Source organism: Herpetosiphon sp., from assembly GCF_003512625.1.
GTDB classification, from domain to species: domain Bacteria; phylum Chloroflexota; class Chloroflexia; order Chloroflexales; family Herpetosiphonaceae; genus Herpetosiphon; species Herpetosiphon aurantiacus.
Map to the genome: position 1 here is coordinate 14,866 of NZ_DOPT01000099.1, position 17,003 is coordinate 31,868.

Genomic DNA, 17,003 nt, shown 5'->3' on the forward strand with positions numbered 1-17,003 from the left:
CAGGATACTATGGTCAAATCCTTCCTCCTCACACACACTCTTCTCTCCTACAAGCGGCCCAACTGGGCCGTTTGTAGTTTTAGCCATTCCAACTTTAGGCCGATCATTTCAAGTAGCAATTGATCAATACTTAACTTATTAAACCTCCGCTAAGGAGAATCCTAATGCGCTACGCAATTGTGATCGAGCAAGGACCAAACAACTGTTCAGGCTATATACTCGATGTTTTAGGCTGTGTTGCGACTGGTGAAACGCCTGAAGAGGTTAAGCAGCGTTTGCAAGAGGCGATCGTTATGCATTTGGAAGGCGAGCCAATTCCGCCTTCGACAACATTGGTTGATTATATTGAATTCGAGCCTGAAATTAATCACTAAAATCAATAACCACCAGTAATTAGCAAAATACTGGCAGTTATTTAATAAGGCTTCTAGCTGTAATGGTTTATTGGGTTAACAACCAATTGTACCGTTCCCTCACCCCCGACCCCTCGCCTACCGCGGTGGGCGAGGGGAGTTCCAAATATCATTCTGGTGGTTCCCCCTCGCCTGCTGGGCGGGCGAGGGGTTAGGGGTGAGGGCATGACATCGACAGCAAATTCCACCCAATGATGGTTCGTTCAACGATTAATCTTTATTGGGCAGAAACCGGAACATCCCAGCGCCACAGACTTCACAGGTTCCGCGTAAGGCACGACGACCATTTTCAGTCAATTCTTCATGGGCATCGATCATCGGTTGCTTAGCGCGACAGGAAACGCAATAGCTGCGCAGTTCATCATCGTCGTCATCATCGGCTGGTGCTTCGTCTTCAACCACAACTTCTGCTGCGGGTTGCTCGGTTTCAGGCGCAGCCGTGCCACTCCCACCAACCTCAAGCTCCAACAATGGTGCTTCGTCTTCAACGACCACTGCTTCTGGCTCGGCTTCCAATTCGGGAGCGCTGGTGGCAACTTCGGTGGTTAAAATATCGGTTGGCAGCACGATTCGCGGCGGATCAGATGGCGGCGGTGGGGGCGGAGGCAAAATTGGAGCCGAATCGATCGGATGCAGCTTGCGCCGCACAATCACCACCACAGCGGCCAAGCCCAACAATAACGATACCCACAACTTGCGTTTGCTTTTTGGTTGGTTTCCCATTTATACCTCGCTTTGTGGTGATGCACTAACGCTTGCGCGGCGCAAACCGCGCAACGTTGCCAAATTGCGAATATCTGCGCTTTCATCGGGTTCTTTGGGAGTCTCTAAGGCCATCGGAATCGTTTGAAAGCGAGGATCGTTCATAATGAGTTCAAACCCTTCTAAGCCCACAAATCCCTCACCAATATGGGTATGCCGATCAACCCGACTGCCAAGATCGTTTTTCGAATCGTTAAGATGAAACGCCCGCAGCCGATCAATCCCAATTAAACGATCAAAATGATCAAAGGTGGTTTGGTAGCCTTCAGCAGTGCGAAAATCGTAGCCAGCAGCTAAGCCATGGCAGGTATCAAAGCAAATTCCAAGCCGTGGATGACCATCGCACAGCTCGATCAAGCGAGCCAAATGCTCGAAACTATGACCTAAGGCCGTGCCTTGTCCAGCAGTAATTTCGAGCAAAATCTGGGTTTCGCCGCCAACGTCTTCGGCCAGTAAACGCCGCAAGGCTGCGCCAACCCGATCAAGGCCAGCGGCCTCGCCTGAGCCAACATGCGCCCCAGGATGGGTCACCAACGAGCCAACTCCCAATTGCTGACAACGCTCTAGCTCAACGCGAAAGGCTGCAATCGATTTTTCCCATAAGCCATTGTCGGGGCTGCCCAAGTTGATCAAATAGGAATCGTGGGCAATCAAGGGTGGCATGCCAGCGTCACGATGGGCCGCTTGAAAATTGGCACAATCGGCAGCAGTCAGCGGTTTGGCATTCCATTGGCGTTGGCTTTTGGTAAAAATTTGAATCACATGACAGGTCGTGGCTTGCGCTCGCTCAAAGGCGGTCTGCAACCCACCAACGGTTGAAACATGCGCTCCTAAATTGGGCATGGGGTTTCTCACTCCAAACAAGTGTCGCCTGCAATTATAGCACTTTCAAGCCGTTGTTGAGATTAGGCGTGGGTAATAGTTCATGATGATTTTTATTTTGCAATGCAGACATCAATTCAAAAAAAACTCAAGCTGGCGATTTACTAAAATTCTAGATCGTTATTTATGAAATCCGTTGCAATGGCTGCATTATGGGCAATTTCCCAGCTTCTAATCCTTGAACATATTAATATTTTCTAAAGTTTTTTATTGAAAAATAGTTGACATTTTATTAAGTACTATTAAGCTTTGACTTGGAACGTTCCTTTGGCACTTGTCACGATAGCGCTATGCTGTGCTGTCTTAATCAACGGAGATTTGGTCATGTCCCAAGTTCAACGAGTTCCATTGCTGCTGCTTGGCATGCTGGCCTTGCTGATCAGTACAATCCCTTCGACCTCAACGAGCGGCGCAACCAATGCCTACGCCGCCGCCGACCCAGCAATTGCTAGCTACGCCCAAAACGTGATTAATCGCATGGCCCAATATCAAGGCCACTCTATCATCAGCGGCCAGCAAGAAGTCCATTGGGATTCCTCGCGCAAAGACGAAATGTCCAACGCCATCTACAATCGCACAAATCCACGCCAATATCCAGGTTTGCGGGGCTGGGATTTCCCCTTCGGCGGAGCTTACGCCAACGATGCCCAATGGATGATCGACACCATGATTAGCGATTGGAATACTGCCAAAGTGCTGCCAACAATCAGCCAACATTGGACACCCTACGGCAGCCAAGGCACAAATCACGATGATATGTTTGTGCAAGTCAATATCAATAATATATTTGTTGATGGCACAACTGAGCGTAGCCGCTACCTTACCTGGCGCAGCAACATCGCTGACGATTTGCAAAAACTGGAAAATGCCAGTGTACCAGTCTTATGGCGGCCCTATCACGAGGCGGGCGGTGGCTGGTTCTGGTGGGATAAAATTGGCTCAAGTAATTACAAGCGTTTGTGGAATGACCTCTGGGATTATCTGACCAACAGCCGTGGCTTGCACAATTTGATCTGGGTTTGGTCGGCAGGAACCAAGGGAGTCGGTACTGATTGGTATCCGAGCGGCAAGGTCGATATTCTTGGCCACGATATTTATAACAATAGCTCGGCTGACTATAGCAGTTGGTACACTGATTTAGCTCGTTTCGATAGTAGCAAATTACGAGCATTAACCGAAGTCGATTATATGCTTGATCCAGCAGCATTGAACAATGCACCATTTGCCTTCTTTATGACGTGGCATACCGACATGTTTTATCGCAATAGCGATAGCAAAATCCAAAGCGTTTATCAACATAACAAAACCGTCAATCGCAGCCGCATCAGCCAATATCTGAATGGGAGATTGGGTAGTAGTGGAACCAACCCAACCGCTACGCCTATCAGTAGTGGCGCAACGCTCTATAATTTTGAGGGCAGCACCCAAGGCTGGAGCGCCGCCAATGTCAATGCAGGGCCATGGTCGGTCAACGAATGGGCCGCCAATGGTAGCTACAGTCTCAAAGCCGATGTGAGTTTGGGCAATCGTAGTTACGACTTGAAATTAACTCAAGCCCACAATTTTAGTGGCAAAAGCCAACTCCAAGCCCGCGTGCGCCATGCCACTTGGGGCAATGTTGGCAGCGGAATTAGCGCCAAACTCTATATCAAGGTTGGCTCAAATTGGGCTTGGTACGACGGCGGAGCAATCACAATTAATAGTGGGGGCACAACTACATTAACCCTCAACTTGAGTGGCATTGCCAATCTTGGTATCGTCAACGAAATTGGGGTTAGTTTTAGTTCGCCCGCTAATAGCAGCGGCACTAGCGCAATTTATCTCGATTATGTCACCTTGCAATAATCAAAATTAATGTCAAGGCCCATGATCAGGTTTGATCATGGGCTTGCGGCAATGTTGGCTCCAATTATTGATAGATTCAGGCGCTATGGAATAGAAAGCCTTCCGTCAACCAAATTTCGCCTAGACGCTACAATGGTACAATCCCCAACTAACGTGTTGGAAATACCATCGTGGCTTCGCTTGCACAAGCAGGACATGGAGTCAATGGTAATGACAAGCTATCTATCAAAAAATCAATTAATGAGGAGCATTCATGGCGCTTAGTGCAACGATTTATACAATTAATGTTGATTTAGCCAATGTTGATCGCAATGTTTATGAGCAATTAGAACTGCGCGTAGCCCGCCAACCATCTGAATCAGCCGAATATATGTTGATGCGAATTTTGGCTTATTGCTTAGAATACAGCGATGGCATCGCCTTCACTCAGGGCGTGGCGGCTGGCGATGAACCAGCGGTTTGGATTCGCGATTTGACCGGGCAGGTGACTGGCTGGTTTGAGGTTGGTGCGCCTGATGCCGAGCGTTTACATCGTGGCAGCAAACGAGCTGGACGGGCGGCGGTATACACCCATCGCGATGTAGCCCAAGTGCTGGGTAATTTCAGTGGCAAAACCATTTTTCAAGCCGAGCAAATTCCAGTCTATGCCTTTGATCGGCGGTTTATTGAAAACGTTGCCAACCTGATCGAACGGCGCTGTAATTTGGGCATTTCGCTGACCGAACAACAACTCTATATCGAAATAGCTGGACAAAGCCTGAACAGCCACATCGAAGAACATCGGATTAGCAACTAGGCTCACTAATTAGAAGTGTAGGGCTTGAAGCAGCCAACAACCTTTGTTATACTCGGCAGAGGCTTAGCATTCGCCCAAGTTGCTGGCTCGCTGTCGGCTTAAACGCCTGCAAAAGTCAAGCTTGCATAGGCTTATTCGCCTATGGTATAGTGAGGGCTAGCACCGTCATTGCGAGCGACGTGAGGTTTCCAAATGTCCAATCCACAACACATGGCCCCTAGTGGCGATGAAGAACGGGTGATTGAACTCCACTTGCCAAGTCGGCTGGGGTACGAGAAAGTCGCCATGGATACCGCCAGTGCGATGGCGAAACGGATGGGCTTCTCTCATGATCGCGTTGAATCGCTCCGCACTGCGGTCAGCGAAGCAGTGACAAACGCAATTGAACATGGCAATCAACACGATTCAGCAATGAAAGTCGTGGTGGTCTTTACTGGCAGCGATGACGGGTTGATTGTTGATGTGGCTGATCAAGGGCGCAAACTGCTTGATCATACCATCACTGAGCGTACACCCGACATCCACCAAGTATTGCATAGCGACGATAAAGGTGGTTGGGGAATCTGGTTAATTAAAGAACTGATGGATGAAGTCCAGTTTTCGGTCGCTCCATCAGGTGGCAATAAATTACGGATGGTTATCCACCTAGATCGTTGAGTTGAAGAACATGGCGCAAACCCAAGCCACCATCGAACTGATATTTCCCAGCCAGCTTGGCTATGAAAAAATCGCCCGTGAAGCAATTGGTACGCTCGCACGGAATATGGGGTTTGACCCAGAGCGCGTTGAGGATTTACGCACGGCACTAAGCGAGGCCTGTATCAACGCCATCGAGCATGGCAATCAGCGCCAAGTCCAACGCCGAATTCATATCACCTGCACGATTTCTCGCAATCGGCTGGTGCTGGTTATTAGCGATGAAGGTCTTCGTTTTCACCCCTCCCAAGAGATCGAAGCAGCAACCATCGAGCAAAAACTTGCTGGGCTGGCATCGGCGCGAGGGATGGGCTTAATGCTCATTGAACAGCTTGTTGATGAGTGCGGCTTTCTACCGTCGCGTCCCGGACAAGGTAATCGTTTTCGATTAGCAATGTATAATCCACCACGACGGCATGGATCAGCCTCAGCCTAGCGCGATCCTTGGTCAAGGAGTTTTGGACCTATGATTGACGATGAATTGAAAGTTACGACCCGTCAACGCGACGGGATTTGGATTATTGACCTCGAAGGTGATGTAACCACATTTGCCGAAGAGGCCATTACGGGGGCATACGAAGGCGTTACCAAAGAGGGCGCTAAGTATATTATTATCAACTCGCGCCAAAGCGATTATATCAACAGCGCGGGGATTGCTATTTTAATTGGGGTTGTAACTGAGGTCAATCGTCAAGCTCAAAAGCTGGCAATTAGCGGCCTTAGCCCGCACTTCCAAAAGATTTTCCGCATGGTCGGCCTCGCTCAATATGCCGATATCTTCGCCACCGAAGAGGAAGCTATCGCGGCCATGCAACGCCATCAACAAGCTGCCGTCGAATCGGCACAATAATTCAGATTCTCAAGTTACAGCGCCGTTGGAGCAATTCCAACGGCGCTGTTTGTGTTTAATGCACCAGCACTTCAACGTCTGATTGGAATAAGTTTGGCATGACCGCTGATTCAGGCACGCTCACTGGCGCTTCGCTTGCCTCAGCTCGCAACGCCAATTCAATCACTTGCCCTACATGCTCCACCCCATGGAATTGAACCTCAGCCAATACATCCGCCGGAATTTCATCCAAATCGGCCAGATTGCGCTGTGGCAAAATGATTGTGCGAATGCCTGCGCGATGGGCTGCCAAGACTTTTTCGCGTACCCCACCAATTGGCAAGACTTTACCACGCAAAGTAATTTCGCCAGTCATTGCTACATCGTCGCGTAAAACTCGCCCTGTCAGCAACGAAACCAAGGCTGTGGCCATGGCAATCCCCGCCGATGGGCCATCTTTGGGCTGAGCACCAGCCGGAACATGCACATGTAAATCGTAGTGCTGGGCAAAATTTGGATCAATGCCATAGGCTTCGCCCTCAGCCCGCACCCAACTCAGCGCTGCCCGTGCCGATTCTTTCATCACATCGCCAAGCTGGCCACTCAAGGCGAAGTTGCCGCGCCCTGTCATTTTGGTCGCTTCGATGAAGATGATATCGCCGCCAACCGGAGTCCAAACCAAGCCCGTGACAATGCCAGGTCGATCGGTGCGCTCGTGAATTTCCGAGAAGTAACGACGTTTGCCCAAATATTCGCGGGTTTTGGCTGGGTCGAGCACAATTGGCGTGGCAGAACCAAGCGCAACTTGGCGAGCTGCCTTGCGCATTAATGTGCCAATTTGTTGCTCCAAATTTCGCACCCCAGCCTCACGAGTATATTCTTCAATCGCTACCAATAAGGCTTCATGATCAATTTCTACTTCATTTGGCGCTAGGCTATGTTGCTCACGTTGTTCTGGCACCAAATAACGGCTGGCAATTTCATACTTTTCCCGCATGGTATAGCTGCCAAGCTGAATAATCTCCAAACGATCGCGTAATGGCGCTGGGATAGTTTGCAGGGTATTGGCGGTTGCAATAAACATCACAGGCGACAAATCCCACGCCACATCTAAATAATGGTCGCGGAAATTGGTGTTTTGGGCTGGATCAAGCACCTCAAGCATGGCCGAGGTTGGATCGCCACGGTGATCTGAACTCAATTTATCGATTTCGTCGAGCAAAACAACCGGATTGTTCACGCCACTGCGCCGAATCGCTTGGATCAAACTGCCTGGCATTGCGCCGATATAGGTGCGGCGATGGCCGCGAATTTCAGCCTCGTCGTGCACACCGCCCAACGACAAACGCACAAACTCGCGATTCATGGCTTTGGCAATCGAGCGACCAAGGCTAGTTTTGCCCACACCTGGAGGGCCAACGAAACACAGAATCGCCCCACGCCCAGGATCACGCTCTGGCGATCGTTTGCGGCGTAGCTCACGCACCGCTAAATAATCCAAAATCCGCTCTTTGATTTCGTCCAAGCCATAATGATCAGCATCGAGAACTTCGGTAGCCTGAGCCACATCAATCGTGTCGTCGCTGCGTTTTTGCCATGGCAAGGCAATCAGGGTTTCCAAGTAGCCGCGAATCACGCTATATTCAGCCGCCGCCGTTGGCATTTGGCGCAACCGATCAAGCTCGCGCATGGCTTGCTGATGAGCTTCGGCGCTCATGCCAGCCGCCTCAATTTGCTCGGCTAAACGATCAACCTCAACCTCTTGTTCATTATTTTCGCCCAACTCTTTGCGAATTGCTTTGAGCTGTTCGCGCAACACATATTCGCGCTGCGTTTTACTCATTTCATCTTGCACCTGCGATTGAATTTGCTGGCCAATTTGCAACACATTTAATTCGCGGGTCAGCACTTCGTTCAATTTGAGCAATTTTTGCTTGATGCTTGGTTCAGCTAGCACCGCTTGGCGGTCGGTCACGCTCATACGGGCATACGAAGCCACCAAATAGGCCAAACGCCGTGGATCTTCTTCGCTCAACACCGAATTCAATAATTCAGTTGGAAATTGCGGAATCAAGGGAGCAATTTGGCTGGCAATCGTGCCAATCGAGCGCATCAAGGCGGTTACTTCAAGCTGCTCACTCTCAGCCAGCGCATCGGGCATAACCCGAATTTTGGCGCGATAATAGGGTTCGGTCTGAATAATTTCAACAATCTCTATCCGCTCAAGCACCTGCATCGCCGCTCGCAGCGTACCATCGGGCAATTTCATTAATTTATGCACAACCGCAGCGCTGCCAAGCTGATAAAAATCCTCAGGCAGGACAGGGTTAGGTCGTTCATCTTCATTTTTCAGCGCCATCAAGCCCACAATTCGCTGGCCAGCCATCAGATCATCGATCAAACGGATCGACTCAGGCTGACCAATTGCCAATGGCATAATCGTTTGGGGATAGGCGACGGTTCCCAATAACGGCAAAATCGCGATTTCATCTGGAATCGTGGTTGTTCGTTCAACTTCTGACATACAAAACCCCTTGTTAGCACCAATGTAATTTAGACGTTGGTTTGTTCAATCGAGATCCGCCGTGGTTCGGTTTGGGCTGGATGACGCTTGGGCAGCGCGATCAGCAACATTCCATCATCATAACGAGCGCTAATCGCTGCTTCGTCAATTGGCGCACGGATGGCAAACTCTAGCTCAAAATGACCATAATTAATTCCCAATTCGTGAATATGCACGCCGTGGTTGGGGCAATGCTCCTCGCGCTGGCCACTGACATACAAGACACTATCATGCAAGGTCACTTCGATTGCTGCATCGCGCATACCTGCCAACTCGACTTTGATCACAAATTGCTCGGCATACTCATGCACATCGGCGTGTGGTCGCCAAATCAAGACACGGGCGTTGCTGCTCCGCGGCCATGGAGTTTGCCAATCGCGTTCAAAGGCGCTGCCTTGGGTGTGGAGGCGCGGCAATTGGCGCACCACAAGAAACTTAGCCATCGAATTTGAACCTCCACTAAAAAAAACTGCTAGAAAAAGCATAGCACTACTCCATTAACAGCGTAGTGACGCTGCGTTGGTAAAGTGTTAATCTTGTAATCCCATCGTGAAGGTCTATAATTTATGCAGCGGCAGACCTTCATCGCACACAAAGGACAGGCATTTTCATGACTTGGCAGGTTGATTTCACACCTTCAGACCACACCTTGCACGACTTACTGCGCCAAAATCGCCTTGAATCAGCCTATGCATTGGGAGATTTACAGCCACCCTTCCGCGAACGCTCACAATTCAGTCTGGCCCAAAATGGCTCAAACTGGGCGATTTTGCTCTGGTATCGCACCAGCACCTTTACTGCATTGTTGCCTTTTGGCGCTGCCGATGGGATTAAAGCGATTCTCGAAGCCCAAAGTAGTTGGCCAAAAGCCTGCATTGTGGCGAATATGGACGATCAGTATCGCCAAGTGTTGGGTCAACGCTATCGCTTCAGCAACGAACAACCAATGATTCGGATTGCAATCGAGGCTGGTCAACTACAAGCGCAGTCCAATGGCACCCAAATCGAGCAACTTGAAGATCAACATTTGGGCGAGCTTTCGGCCTTTTACACCATGAACGACGTACCAACATTTAGCCCTGATCAGTTGCATAACGGCTTATACTATGGCGTGCGACGGCATGGGGCGCTCGTTGCGGTTGGCGGAACTCATCTGATCAATCAACGCGATCAGCTTGCAACGATTGGCAATGTCTATACCGACCCAGCATTGCGCGGCAATGGCTATGTACGCACGATCATCGCCAAACTAACTCAAAGTTTGTTTGATCAAGGCTGCACGAACATCATTCACGATGTCAAAAGCAACGATTTTGCCACCCGCCAAATCTATGAGCCGCTTGGCTATCGTCAAGTTGGCAGTTTTTGGGAAGGAACCGCACGGTTAAGATGAAACGCGAAGAACGTAAAATTATTGCCCAACGCACCCTCGATGCACTAGCTGAGGGTGGTTATGTTAACGCAGCAGGTCAAGCGGTCGATATTCGGGCTGCGCAACATGCCGCCGAACAAGCCAGCACGATCATCTGGCCTGATACAGCCTTGGCGGAGGCTCGCAATGCCAGCCAACAACCAAGCATTAACGTCTATGCAGCCACAACTTTAGCCGCAGCCCAAAGCCATGCCCAAACTGGCCAACGGGTGGCAATCTTAAATTTTGCTTCGGCCAAAAATCCAGGTGGTGGTTTTCTAGGTGGTAGCCAAGCCCAAGAGGAAAGTATCGCCCGTTCGTCGGGCTTGTATCCCTGTTTAACTCGTTGTAGCGAGTTTTATCGCTTTCACAAGCAGCAAAACGATTTATGCTACTCCGACGCGCTGATTTGGTCGCCCCAAGTGCCAGTGCTGTGCGACGATGCAGGTAATTGGCTAGAGCAGCCGTATTTGGTCGATGTGGTAACGATGGCGGCGGTCAATGCGGGAGCGATTCGCCAAAATCATACTGGCCAAAGTAGCGAGGTTGAACCAGCCATGCGCCAGCGCATGCAACGGCTGCTAGCATTTTGTGCCAGCCAACCAATCGAACGCCTCATTTTGGGTGCTTGGGGCTGTGGAGTGTTCGGCAATGATCCAGCAATGATTGCCAAGTTGTTCAAAGCGATTATTGGGCAACAAGCCTGGCCGTTTGCCCAAATTGATTTTGCAATTTATGATCCAAGCCCACGTCGAGCCACCGTCGCACTATTTGCCGCTATCTTTAACGATTAATTATCGCTCTTTTACCGATTTTCGGCGGTGTACTGAAAAACATAAAAGCCCCTCGCCCACCGCAGTGGACGAGGGGTTGGAGTGAGGGGTAATTAATCCTTGGTTTGAGCAATTCGATGAGGAGCGAGCAAGGTGGTTACGCCAAACGCGCAACAGGCAAGCATCAAACGACTCAACCAAGGGCATTTGTTTAACGTTCCGTCCAGCGAATATCAAACACACAATAGGGATGGCCATCACGCATACAGGGTTCGTGAGTGATTCGCACATCACGTGCCCCTAAACCTTGCAAAACCCCTTCCATCGCCGCCTGCTCAAACATACAATTGTACGGTTGTTGAACTTCGACCCGCGCATGATAGGCCGCGACAATCGTTGTGCGCCATTCGCCGCTTGAGCCACGGGTTGCTGTACGCCAAACATCGGGCATGGCCACCAACATCGAGGTTGGGGTATTCAGCCCCATCTCGCGAAACTGAACTGCTAGCGAATAATAAATGCCACGACCAATTTCCATCATCAAGGCTGGATCACGATCCTCAAAATAGTTAATCATGGTTTCAAAAAGCTGACCATGATACCATTTTTCGGGATTCAGTTGATCGAGCACATTCAGGATTTCTGGCGGGCATTCATCGGCAGCAACCATCCCCAACATTAAATAGGCGCTGCCTAAGCTTAATGGTTCGCCCTCGCGGTGATCGATCCCAGGATCAGCAAATTCTTCCACCACTAATGGGGCTGATCGCGCAAAGCGATACACATGCCCTCCTTTACTCAATAAAACCTAGCTGGACACCTTCAACCTTTTCCCCACAATCAATGAGGCCCATTGTCAGGCTATTCTTGGCGGGGGTCAGGTAAAAGTTCATCACGAATTTGGACCTGATCGCCAACAATGGTGACCGGCAACTCACCAAGGCGCAACCGCCGACTCTCGCTAATTAATAATCCTCGTTCATCATACACCCGATCTGAGCATTGATCACGATATGTTTGGTCGGATTGTTGATAGAGCACAATACAACCGCTCAAACTATCCCAAGCCAAGAAAACGCGCCATTGATCGGTGCTCAAGCGCGTAACCAACAAGGGGTCATCGCTAACTTCAGGACGACTAACGATGGTTTTCGAGGCGACCAGTTGCTTAACCGAAACCTGAATCGTTTGACCAATTGGAAATTGGCTAACTGGACCAATACTATATTCACGTGGCGGCGGGCTAATGATATAGATAAATAATGCCCCACAAAACAGGGTTGCCAAGCTCATTACTACCATCAACAAGCGGGTCGCCCGTTTGCGCGAACGCTCAATTCGCTCAATTTCATAAGGATCAAGCATGCTCATTGGGAAATTCCTCGTGCCACAATCAACATTCGTTCCGATTCACTGGTATATGGGTCAAGCTCATACGAACCATAGACCGCCTGCAACTCAAAGCCGCAACGGGCCAGCAGATGTTCGGCCTCGTAGCGATAAAGCCAGCGCATGCCAAAGGGCAACACACAGCGGCGCACCTGGCCATCGGGCTGGATTTCATCGTAGCAGAACTGGACATGTTGATGCTGTGCCGCTAAATCAACGCTGCGATAGACAAATTTTTGCACCAAATTGCCGTTGCTCACATGAAAGCTTTTATCGAGCACCATCAAACCATCAACCGCGCTGAGTTGGCTTGGCTCAGGATTAAACAAATCAAGCAGCAACAGGCCATTAGGTTTGAGATGACGATGGATACAGCGCAAAGCAGCGATTTGGGCTTGGGTGGTTTCCAAATGCATAAACGAATTAATCGCCACAAATGCCATACCAAACTGCTGCTCAAGCTGAAAATTGGTTGCATCGGCAACCACAAATTCAAGCTGATCCGCGACGTTTGCCGCTAATGCAGCAGCTTGAGCGCGTTCGATCATGGCTGGCGCAATATCGATGCCGACCAACTTTAGTTTAGCCTGCGCCAGCGGAATTGCCGCCCGACCTGTGCCACACATCACTTCTAAAATGCTGCCACCAGCCATCCGAGCATGCTCACGGTAAAACAACAGATCATCCTGAAAATCGCCATAATCGGCATCATAATAAGGTACAAACTGATCAAACATCCAAGTTCCTTACATAGCAACGCCATGGTTGTGCAAACACCGCGCAGCGAACCATGGCATTACCGAGTAGATTTAGCGTAATGTAATTGTTTTAGAAATCCCGCCGCTGGTTGGTCGCCAGACCAACTTGATCGACTGAAACTCACCAGTATTGGTTCGTGCAAGCACCGTGCCCGCGTGGCTAGCATTCGCCGGAATTGTCAGGGTATTCATCAAAGGCGAATTTGAAGCAATCGGAAACGATCCAAGGTTAGTCTGAATTGTAAAATCGGCAGCCCGAAAGGTTAACGGTTGATTGGAAGGATTTTGCAATACGAGATTGATCGTCACCTGCTTACCATCACTGGCAATCACCGTTTCACCGATCGTCAAGAAATAGCTACGCGATTCATGAATGCTACCACTTGCCACAGGCTGGGTTGGTTGCGGCTGCGGCGCTTGGCCAGAATCAGTAATTACTTCAACCACTGGCGTGGGCACATTGGCATTCCAACCAATTAAGGCCTGACTCGTTGCTCGCTCGCTAGCACTAATTTCATCGCTACCACGCAAGCCACCAAGCCGCCCAGCTAAAGCCGAACGCACCAGATTAAACCCACCGATCAGCAATACTAAAAGAATAGCAGAAATTATCAATTCGCTTCTGGTGGGCAACACTGAGCGCTTTTTGGGGCCTTTAGCAATGGCTGGCCGCAACGAACCAACCAGATCATTATTATAGTTAACGGCGTTTGTTGGCTCAGGCGTTGGCTTGGTTTCGGCAACTGTTGCCTGCACTGCTGGAGTTTCGAGCGTTTGGGCAGGGATCGGCGCAGGGGTTGCACTAGCCAGCGTGCCAAATTCTTGGCTGATCGGCGAAGCAGGTGAGTTTACTTCAAAATTTGGGCGTGGTTGCAACAAACTAGCATTGCCTGCTGCGCGGGCTGGCGGCGGCGAAAAACTAGCTTTAGCCGGAGCCGCCGTACTCGTCTGACCCAAATTCGCAAAGTCTATCTGAGTTGGCTTAAGCAGATCAAGCCCGCGTTTGGCAGCAGCATTGGCTGGATTAATTGCTAAAACTTGCTGTAAGGCGGCAATTTTCTCGCCATTGGTGGCTTCAACCGCGCTCAGCCAGAGCCACGCTTGCTCATTTTGAGGGTCAGCAGTAATGGCCTGACGCAGCACCAGTCGTGCCTCGGCATGGTTGCCAGCACGAGCCGCCTGCACGCCTTGTTGAATTAATTGTTGAACAGTTGATGACATACAACTCCTACGGTTGGGGCTTCGCACGCACAATTAGGCGATGCGAATACACACCGATCGGCACACAGGTAATTAGCGTCACCGTTTCTTCAGCGGTTGGCTCCATTACCCATGTTTGGTCGGGGGTCACAGTACTTATGTCAGTTACTTGGTAGCGGTGTTCTACCCCATCAACAGTCAGGATCAAGCGATCGCCGACGACTGCATTCGGTAACTGACTGAAGATAATACCATGATAGCCGACATGACCTGCTAGTACTATATTCCCAGCCGTTGTTGGAAAACTTGCCACTGGCCAATAATGGGCCGCAGCATCGGTTGGTACGTCCCATGTTCCCAACGAAAAACCTGCTTCAACAATCGTACTATCAAGCCCAATTCGTGGAATGCTGATACGAGTTGGCCGTAATGCTTGCCACGCTGCATCAGCATTATTGACTTTGCGGGTAGCCCATTCCGGCGCAGCCTTAGTAGCATTCAAATATTGGCGACCTAAATGGCCCAACGAGACTTGAAAAGCTGCTGGCAATTCAGGGTGATATTCAAAGCGTGTGCGCTCAAAATATTGCACCGTATAAATTTGGCCATCTTGTTGATTGCGCTCGAGAAATTCTTCCGATAACGGATAGCCAAACGCTTGCAACCCACCGTTGCGCTCCCAATACTGGCGAAACAGCCCACCTAGGGTATGCCCCGATTCAGGGAAGAAGATTTGACCAGGATAGGCGGCTTCGCTGCGCGGCGTGAAGGCTGGATGTTTAGCTGAGCCTTCGGCTGCCCAATGCCCCAGATGGCCGGCTAGCGTCCAGCCAATGGTTGCATGCCACTCCAGCCGCGCTCGCTCAAAATATTGTACTGGACGACCATTTTCAACGAACACTTCAGTAATTGGATAGCCAAAAATTGGCAAGCCACCATTGCGCTCCCAAAATAGCCGAAAATTATAGGCCAAACTATGGCCAGTTTCGGCAAAGTAGCGCGGCTGTCCCGCCGCAGTTTCGGCTGAGCCAGCACTTACGGTAGCTACCAACAGGCCAACAATCACCAAATAGGCTCGTAGTCGTCGCAGCATCGGCGCACCTTATCCTACTAAACGCGCTTCGGGGCCAGCACCATTAACGATCGTCCACTGGACTGCATCCAACTCGCAGAGCCGTGCCTCAACTTCGGGAGCATCCTTGGCTTCGCAAATCACATGCACATTCGGGCCAGCATCAATCGTCCAATAGCTTTGTAGATTGTCTTGGGCACGCCAACGTTGCACCGCTTGCATCACCGCTAAGGTACCAGGCAACCAATACATCGTTGACGGTTGGGCAGTCATAGCGATCACATGCATCGACATGGCATCAGCTTCCGAGGCTCGCCCCAAGCGCTCAATATCACGTTCAAGAATACCTTGGCGTACATCGGCCAAACGTTGCTCAATGCCTTCCAAGCGTACCGAAAAATAAGGGCTGGTCGTGGCAACACTATGGCCGCTGGTTGAAGCCACATGCTTGGCCTCAGTGCTAATCACTGCCACAATATCGACCAAATTCCAGTGCTCAGGTGGGGCAATTTGGGCTGCATATGAGCCAGCATGCGTGCCATCGTTGTACCATTCAACAAAACCAGCCGGAATCGAGCGGCAGGCCGAGCCTGAGCCAGAAAGTCGGGTCAAGCGTGATAGTTCGGCTTCATCAAGCTCCAAACGAAAAGCTGAGGCCGCCGCCCGAGTCAACGCCGCAAACGCTGCCGCCGACGAAGCGATGCCAGCATCAGAAGGAAAATTATTGCGCGAACGCACTTCAACCCGCTCGGTGACCCCAGCCAATTGACGCAACCGCTCAATCTGCTGAATCACCCGCTCAAATTGACGACCTTTGGCCTGAACTTCTTCGCCACCGCTTAAGGCTAGCCACACGCTATCGTCCACGGCTTCGGGCAAACATTGTACGGTTGTCTCGGTTAGACAGCCATCAAGATTCATGGAGATCGAGCCATTGGTTGGAAGCGTCAGTTGCGAGTCGTGCTGGCCCCAATACTTGATAAACGCAATGTTGGCGCAAGCCACTGCCGTTGCCGCATGCGAAAGCTGTTTCATACCATTCCTCACGTACAAATAAACAAATTCAGTAGTCGTATTGTAGCAGATCCCTAGGCCAATTTAGGCTGGTGTACAGACCACACAGCCTTGCTTTGTCAGGTGTTGGGCTGGCAGCCAGCGCTGGCATTGCTCGCAACAACCACTTAATTTAATTGGCTCAGTGCTGGTCGTTGGCAATTGGGTCAAGCCTAAGGCAGTGCGTAATTCTTCATACTCACGCGTCGCTACTAAAACCGCCCGATCAACCCGCTCACCACTAAATTCGAGGGTCAATACCATTCCAGCCAATAAATTATGGCGCTCAGGAATGTTCTCCAAGGCTTTGGCATCGATCACCAATGGTCGCCAATCGTTGTGATCAGCAATCGCCATAACATCGAGGGTTACGGTATCGCCACCAAAAAAACCACCATAATTGTGAACTTCGCTCACTTCAAAAAGCTCAGACATCATTGTCCTCAACTAAATGTAGGGTTGATATTTGTTGAATTTGCTGGATGGAATAAAACTTATTCGCCACCCTTCCGTCCCTCCGCCGGAGGGAAACGCAGGGGGCTTTAATCCCCCTGCACCCCC

The 17,003-nt window shown here is 50.3% G+C and carries 19 protein-coding genes; 8 read left to right on the forward strand and 11 right to left on the reverse strand.

The window, feature by feature from the left end:
• Positions 1-164 precede the first annotated feature (164 nt).
• Complete coding sequence (locus DEF47_RS22315; RefSeq protein WP_012189178.1) at positions 165-374, forward strand: type II toxin-antitoxin system HicB family antitoxin; 210 nt, start codon at positions 165-167, stop codon at positions 372-374.
• A 249-nt stretch (positions 375-623) separates the two neighbouring features.
• On the opposite strand, the gene DEF47_RS22320 is transcribed toward DEF47_RS22315, so the two are convergent.
• Positions 624-1,136 (reverse strand): DUF5679 domain-containing protein, encoded by a 513-nt coding sequence (locus tag DEF47_RS22320; protein WP_012189177.1) that lies wholly within the window; start codon positions 1,134-1,136, stop codon positions 624-626.
• Positions 1,137-2,018 carry a deoxyribonuclease IV gene (locus DEF47_RS22325; RefSeq protein WP_012189176.1) on the reverse strand — a complete coding sequence of 294 codons (882 nt, stop codon included), beginning with the start codon at positions 2,016-2,018 and terminating at the stop codon, positions 1,137-1,139. It abuts the gene before it with no gap.
• A 363-nt stretch (positions 2,019-2,381) separates the two neighbouring features.
• On the opposite strand from DEF47_RS22325, the gene DEF47_RS22330 reads away from it, so the two are divergent.
• From DEF47_RS22330 to DEF47_RS22350, 5 genes are all read left to right on the forward strand, one after another.
• Positions 2,382-3,902: a glycosyl hydrolase gene (locus DEF47_RS22330; protein WP_012189175.1), complete on the forward strand. Its 1,521-nt coding sequence runs from the start codon at positions 2,382-2,384 to the stop codon at positions 3,900-3,902.
• A 253-nt stretch (positions 3,903-4,155) separates the two neighbouring features.
• On the forward strand, positions 4,156-4,698 hold the full coding sequence (locus tag DEF47_RS22335; protein ID WP_012189174.1) for a YaeQ family protein: 543 nt from the start codon (positions 4,156-4,158) through the stop codon (positions 4,696-4,698).
• Between the two features lie 192 nt (positions 4,699-4,890).
• Complete coding sequence (locus DEF47_RS22340; RefSeq protein ID WP_012189173.1) at positions 4,891-5,355, forward strand: ATP-binding protein; 465 nt, start codon at positions 4,891-4,893, stop codon at positions 5,353-5,355.
• A 10-nt stretch (positions 5,356-5,365) separates the two neighbouring features.
• The gene (locus tag DEF47_RS22345) at positions 5,366-5,830 is read left to right on the forward strand and encodes an ATP-binding protein (protein WP_012189172.1); all 465 of its coding nucleotides are present in this window, start codon (positions 5,366-5,368) and stop codon (positions 5,828-5,830) included.
• A 30-nt stretch (positions 5,831-5,860) separates the two neighbouring features.
• A complete protein-coding gene (locus DEF47_RS22350) occupies positions 5,861-6,244 on the forward strand; it encodes an STAS domain-containing protein (RefSeq protein WP_012189171.1) in 384 nt (127 codons plus the stop codon).
• Between the two features lie 55 nt (positions 6,245-6,299).
• Here the strand turns inward: DEF47_RS22350 and lon are convergent, their stop codons facing one another.
• On the reverse strand, positions 6,300-8,747 hold the full coding sequence (gene lon / locus DEF47_RS22355) for an endopeptidase La (protein WP_012189170.1): 2,448 nt from the start codon (positions 8,745-8,747) through the stop codon (positions 6,300-6,302).
• Between the two features lie 29 nt (positions 8,748-8,776).
• Entirely contained in the window at positions 8,777-9,229 is a 453-nt protein-coding gene (locus DEF47_RS22360; protein ID WP_287045353.1) for an Hsp20/alpha crystallin family protein, read from the reverse strand.
• A 167-nt stretch (positions 9,230-9,396) separates the two neighbouring features.
• Here DEF47_RS22360 and DEF47_RS22365 point away from each other — a divergent pair, with 167 nt between their 5' ends.
• Together DEF47_RS22365 and DEF47_RS22370 are read left to right on the forward strand one after the other, a co-directional pair.
• Complete coding sequence (locus DEF47_RS22365) at positions 9,397-10,179, forward strand: GNAT family N-acetyltransferase (protein WP_012189168.1); 783 nt, start codon at positions 9,397-9,399, stop codon at positions 10,177-10,179.
• Positions 10,176-10,991: a TIGR02452 family protein gene (locus DEF47_RS22370; protein WP_012189167.1), complete on the forward strand. Its 816-nt coding sequence runs from the start codon at positions 10,176-10,178 to the stop codon at positions 10,989-10,991. The genes DEF47_RS22365 and DEF47_RS22370 overlap by 4 nt, the downstream gene beginning before the upstream one ends.
• A 190-nt stretch (positions 10,992-11,181) precedes the next feature.
• Here the strand turns inward: DEF47_RS22370 and DEF47_RS22375 are convergent, their stop codons facing one another.
• The 7 genes from DEF47_RS22375 to DEF47_RS22405 all read right to left on the reverse strand — a co-directional run bounded on the left by DEF47_RS22375 (position 11,182) and on the right by DEF47_RS22405 (position 16,877).
• The gene (locus DEF47_RS22375) at positions 11,182-11,754 is read right to left on the reverse strand and encodes a hypothetical protein (RefSeq protein WP_012189166.1); all 573 of its coding nucleotides are present in this window, start codon (positions 11,752-11,754) and stop codon (positions 11,182-11,184) included.
• 77 nt (positions 11,755-11,831) lie between these two features.
• A complete protein-coding gene (locus tag DEF47_RS22380) occupies positions 11,832-12,341 on the reverse strand; it encodes a hypothetical protein (RefSeq protein ID WP_012189165.1) in 510 nt (169 codons plus the stop codon).
• Complete coding sequence (locus tag DEF47_RS22385) at positions 12,338-13,096, reverse strand: class I SAM-dependent methyltransferase (RefSeq protein ID WP_012189164.1); 759 nt, start codon at positions 13,094-13,096, stop codon at positions 12,338-12,340. Before DEF47_RS22385 ends, DEF47_RS22380 begins: the two co-directional genes overlap by 4 nt.
• A gap of 72 nt (positions 13,097-13,168) precedes the next feature.
• Complete coding sequence (locus DEF47_RS22390) at positions 13,169-14,338, reverse strand: hypothetical protein (protein WP_012189163.1); 1,170 nt, start codon at positions 14,336-14,338, stop codon at positions 13,169-13,171.
• A gap of 7 nt (positions 14,339-14,345) precedes the next feature.
• Positions 14,346-15,410, reverse strand: coding sequence for a sortase (locus DEF47_RS22395; protein ID WP_012189162.1), 1,065 nt, complete (start codon positions 15,408-15,410; stop codon positions 14,346-14,348).
• Between the two features lie 9 nt (positions 15,411-15,419).
• Complete coding sequence (mvaD, locus tag DEF47_RS22400; protein ID WP_012189161.1) at positions 15,420-16,424, reverse strand: diphosphomevalonate decarboxylase; 1,005 nt, start codon at positions 16,422-16,424, stop codon at positions 15,420-15,422.
• A gap of 63 nt (positions 16,425-16,487) precedes the next feature.
• Entirely contained in the window at positions 16,488-16,877 is a 390-nt protein-coding gene (locus DEF47_RS22405) for a hypothetical protein (protein WP_012189160.1), read from the reverse strand.
• Positions 16,878-17,003 lie beyond the last annotated feature (126 nt).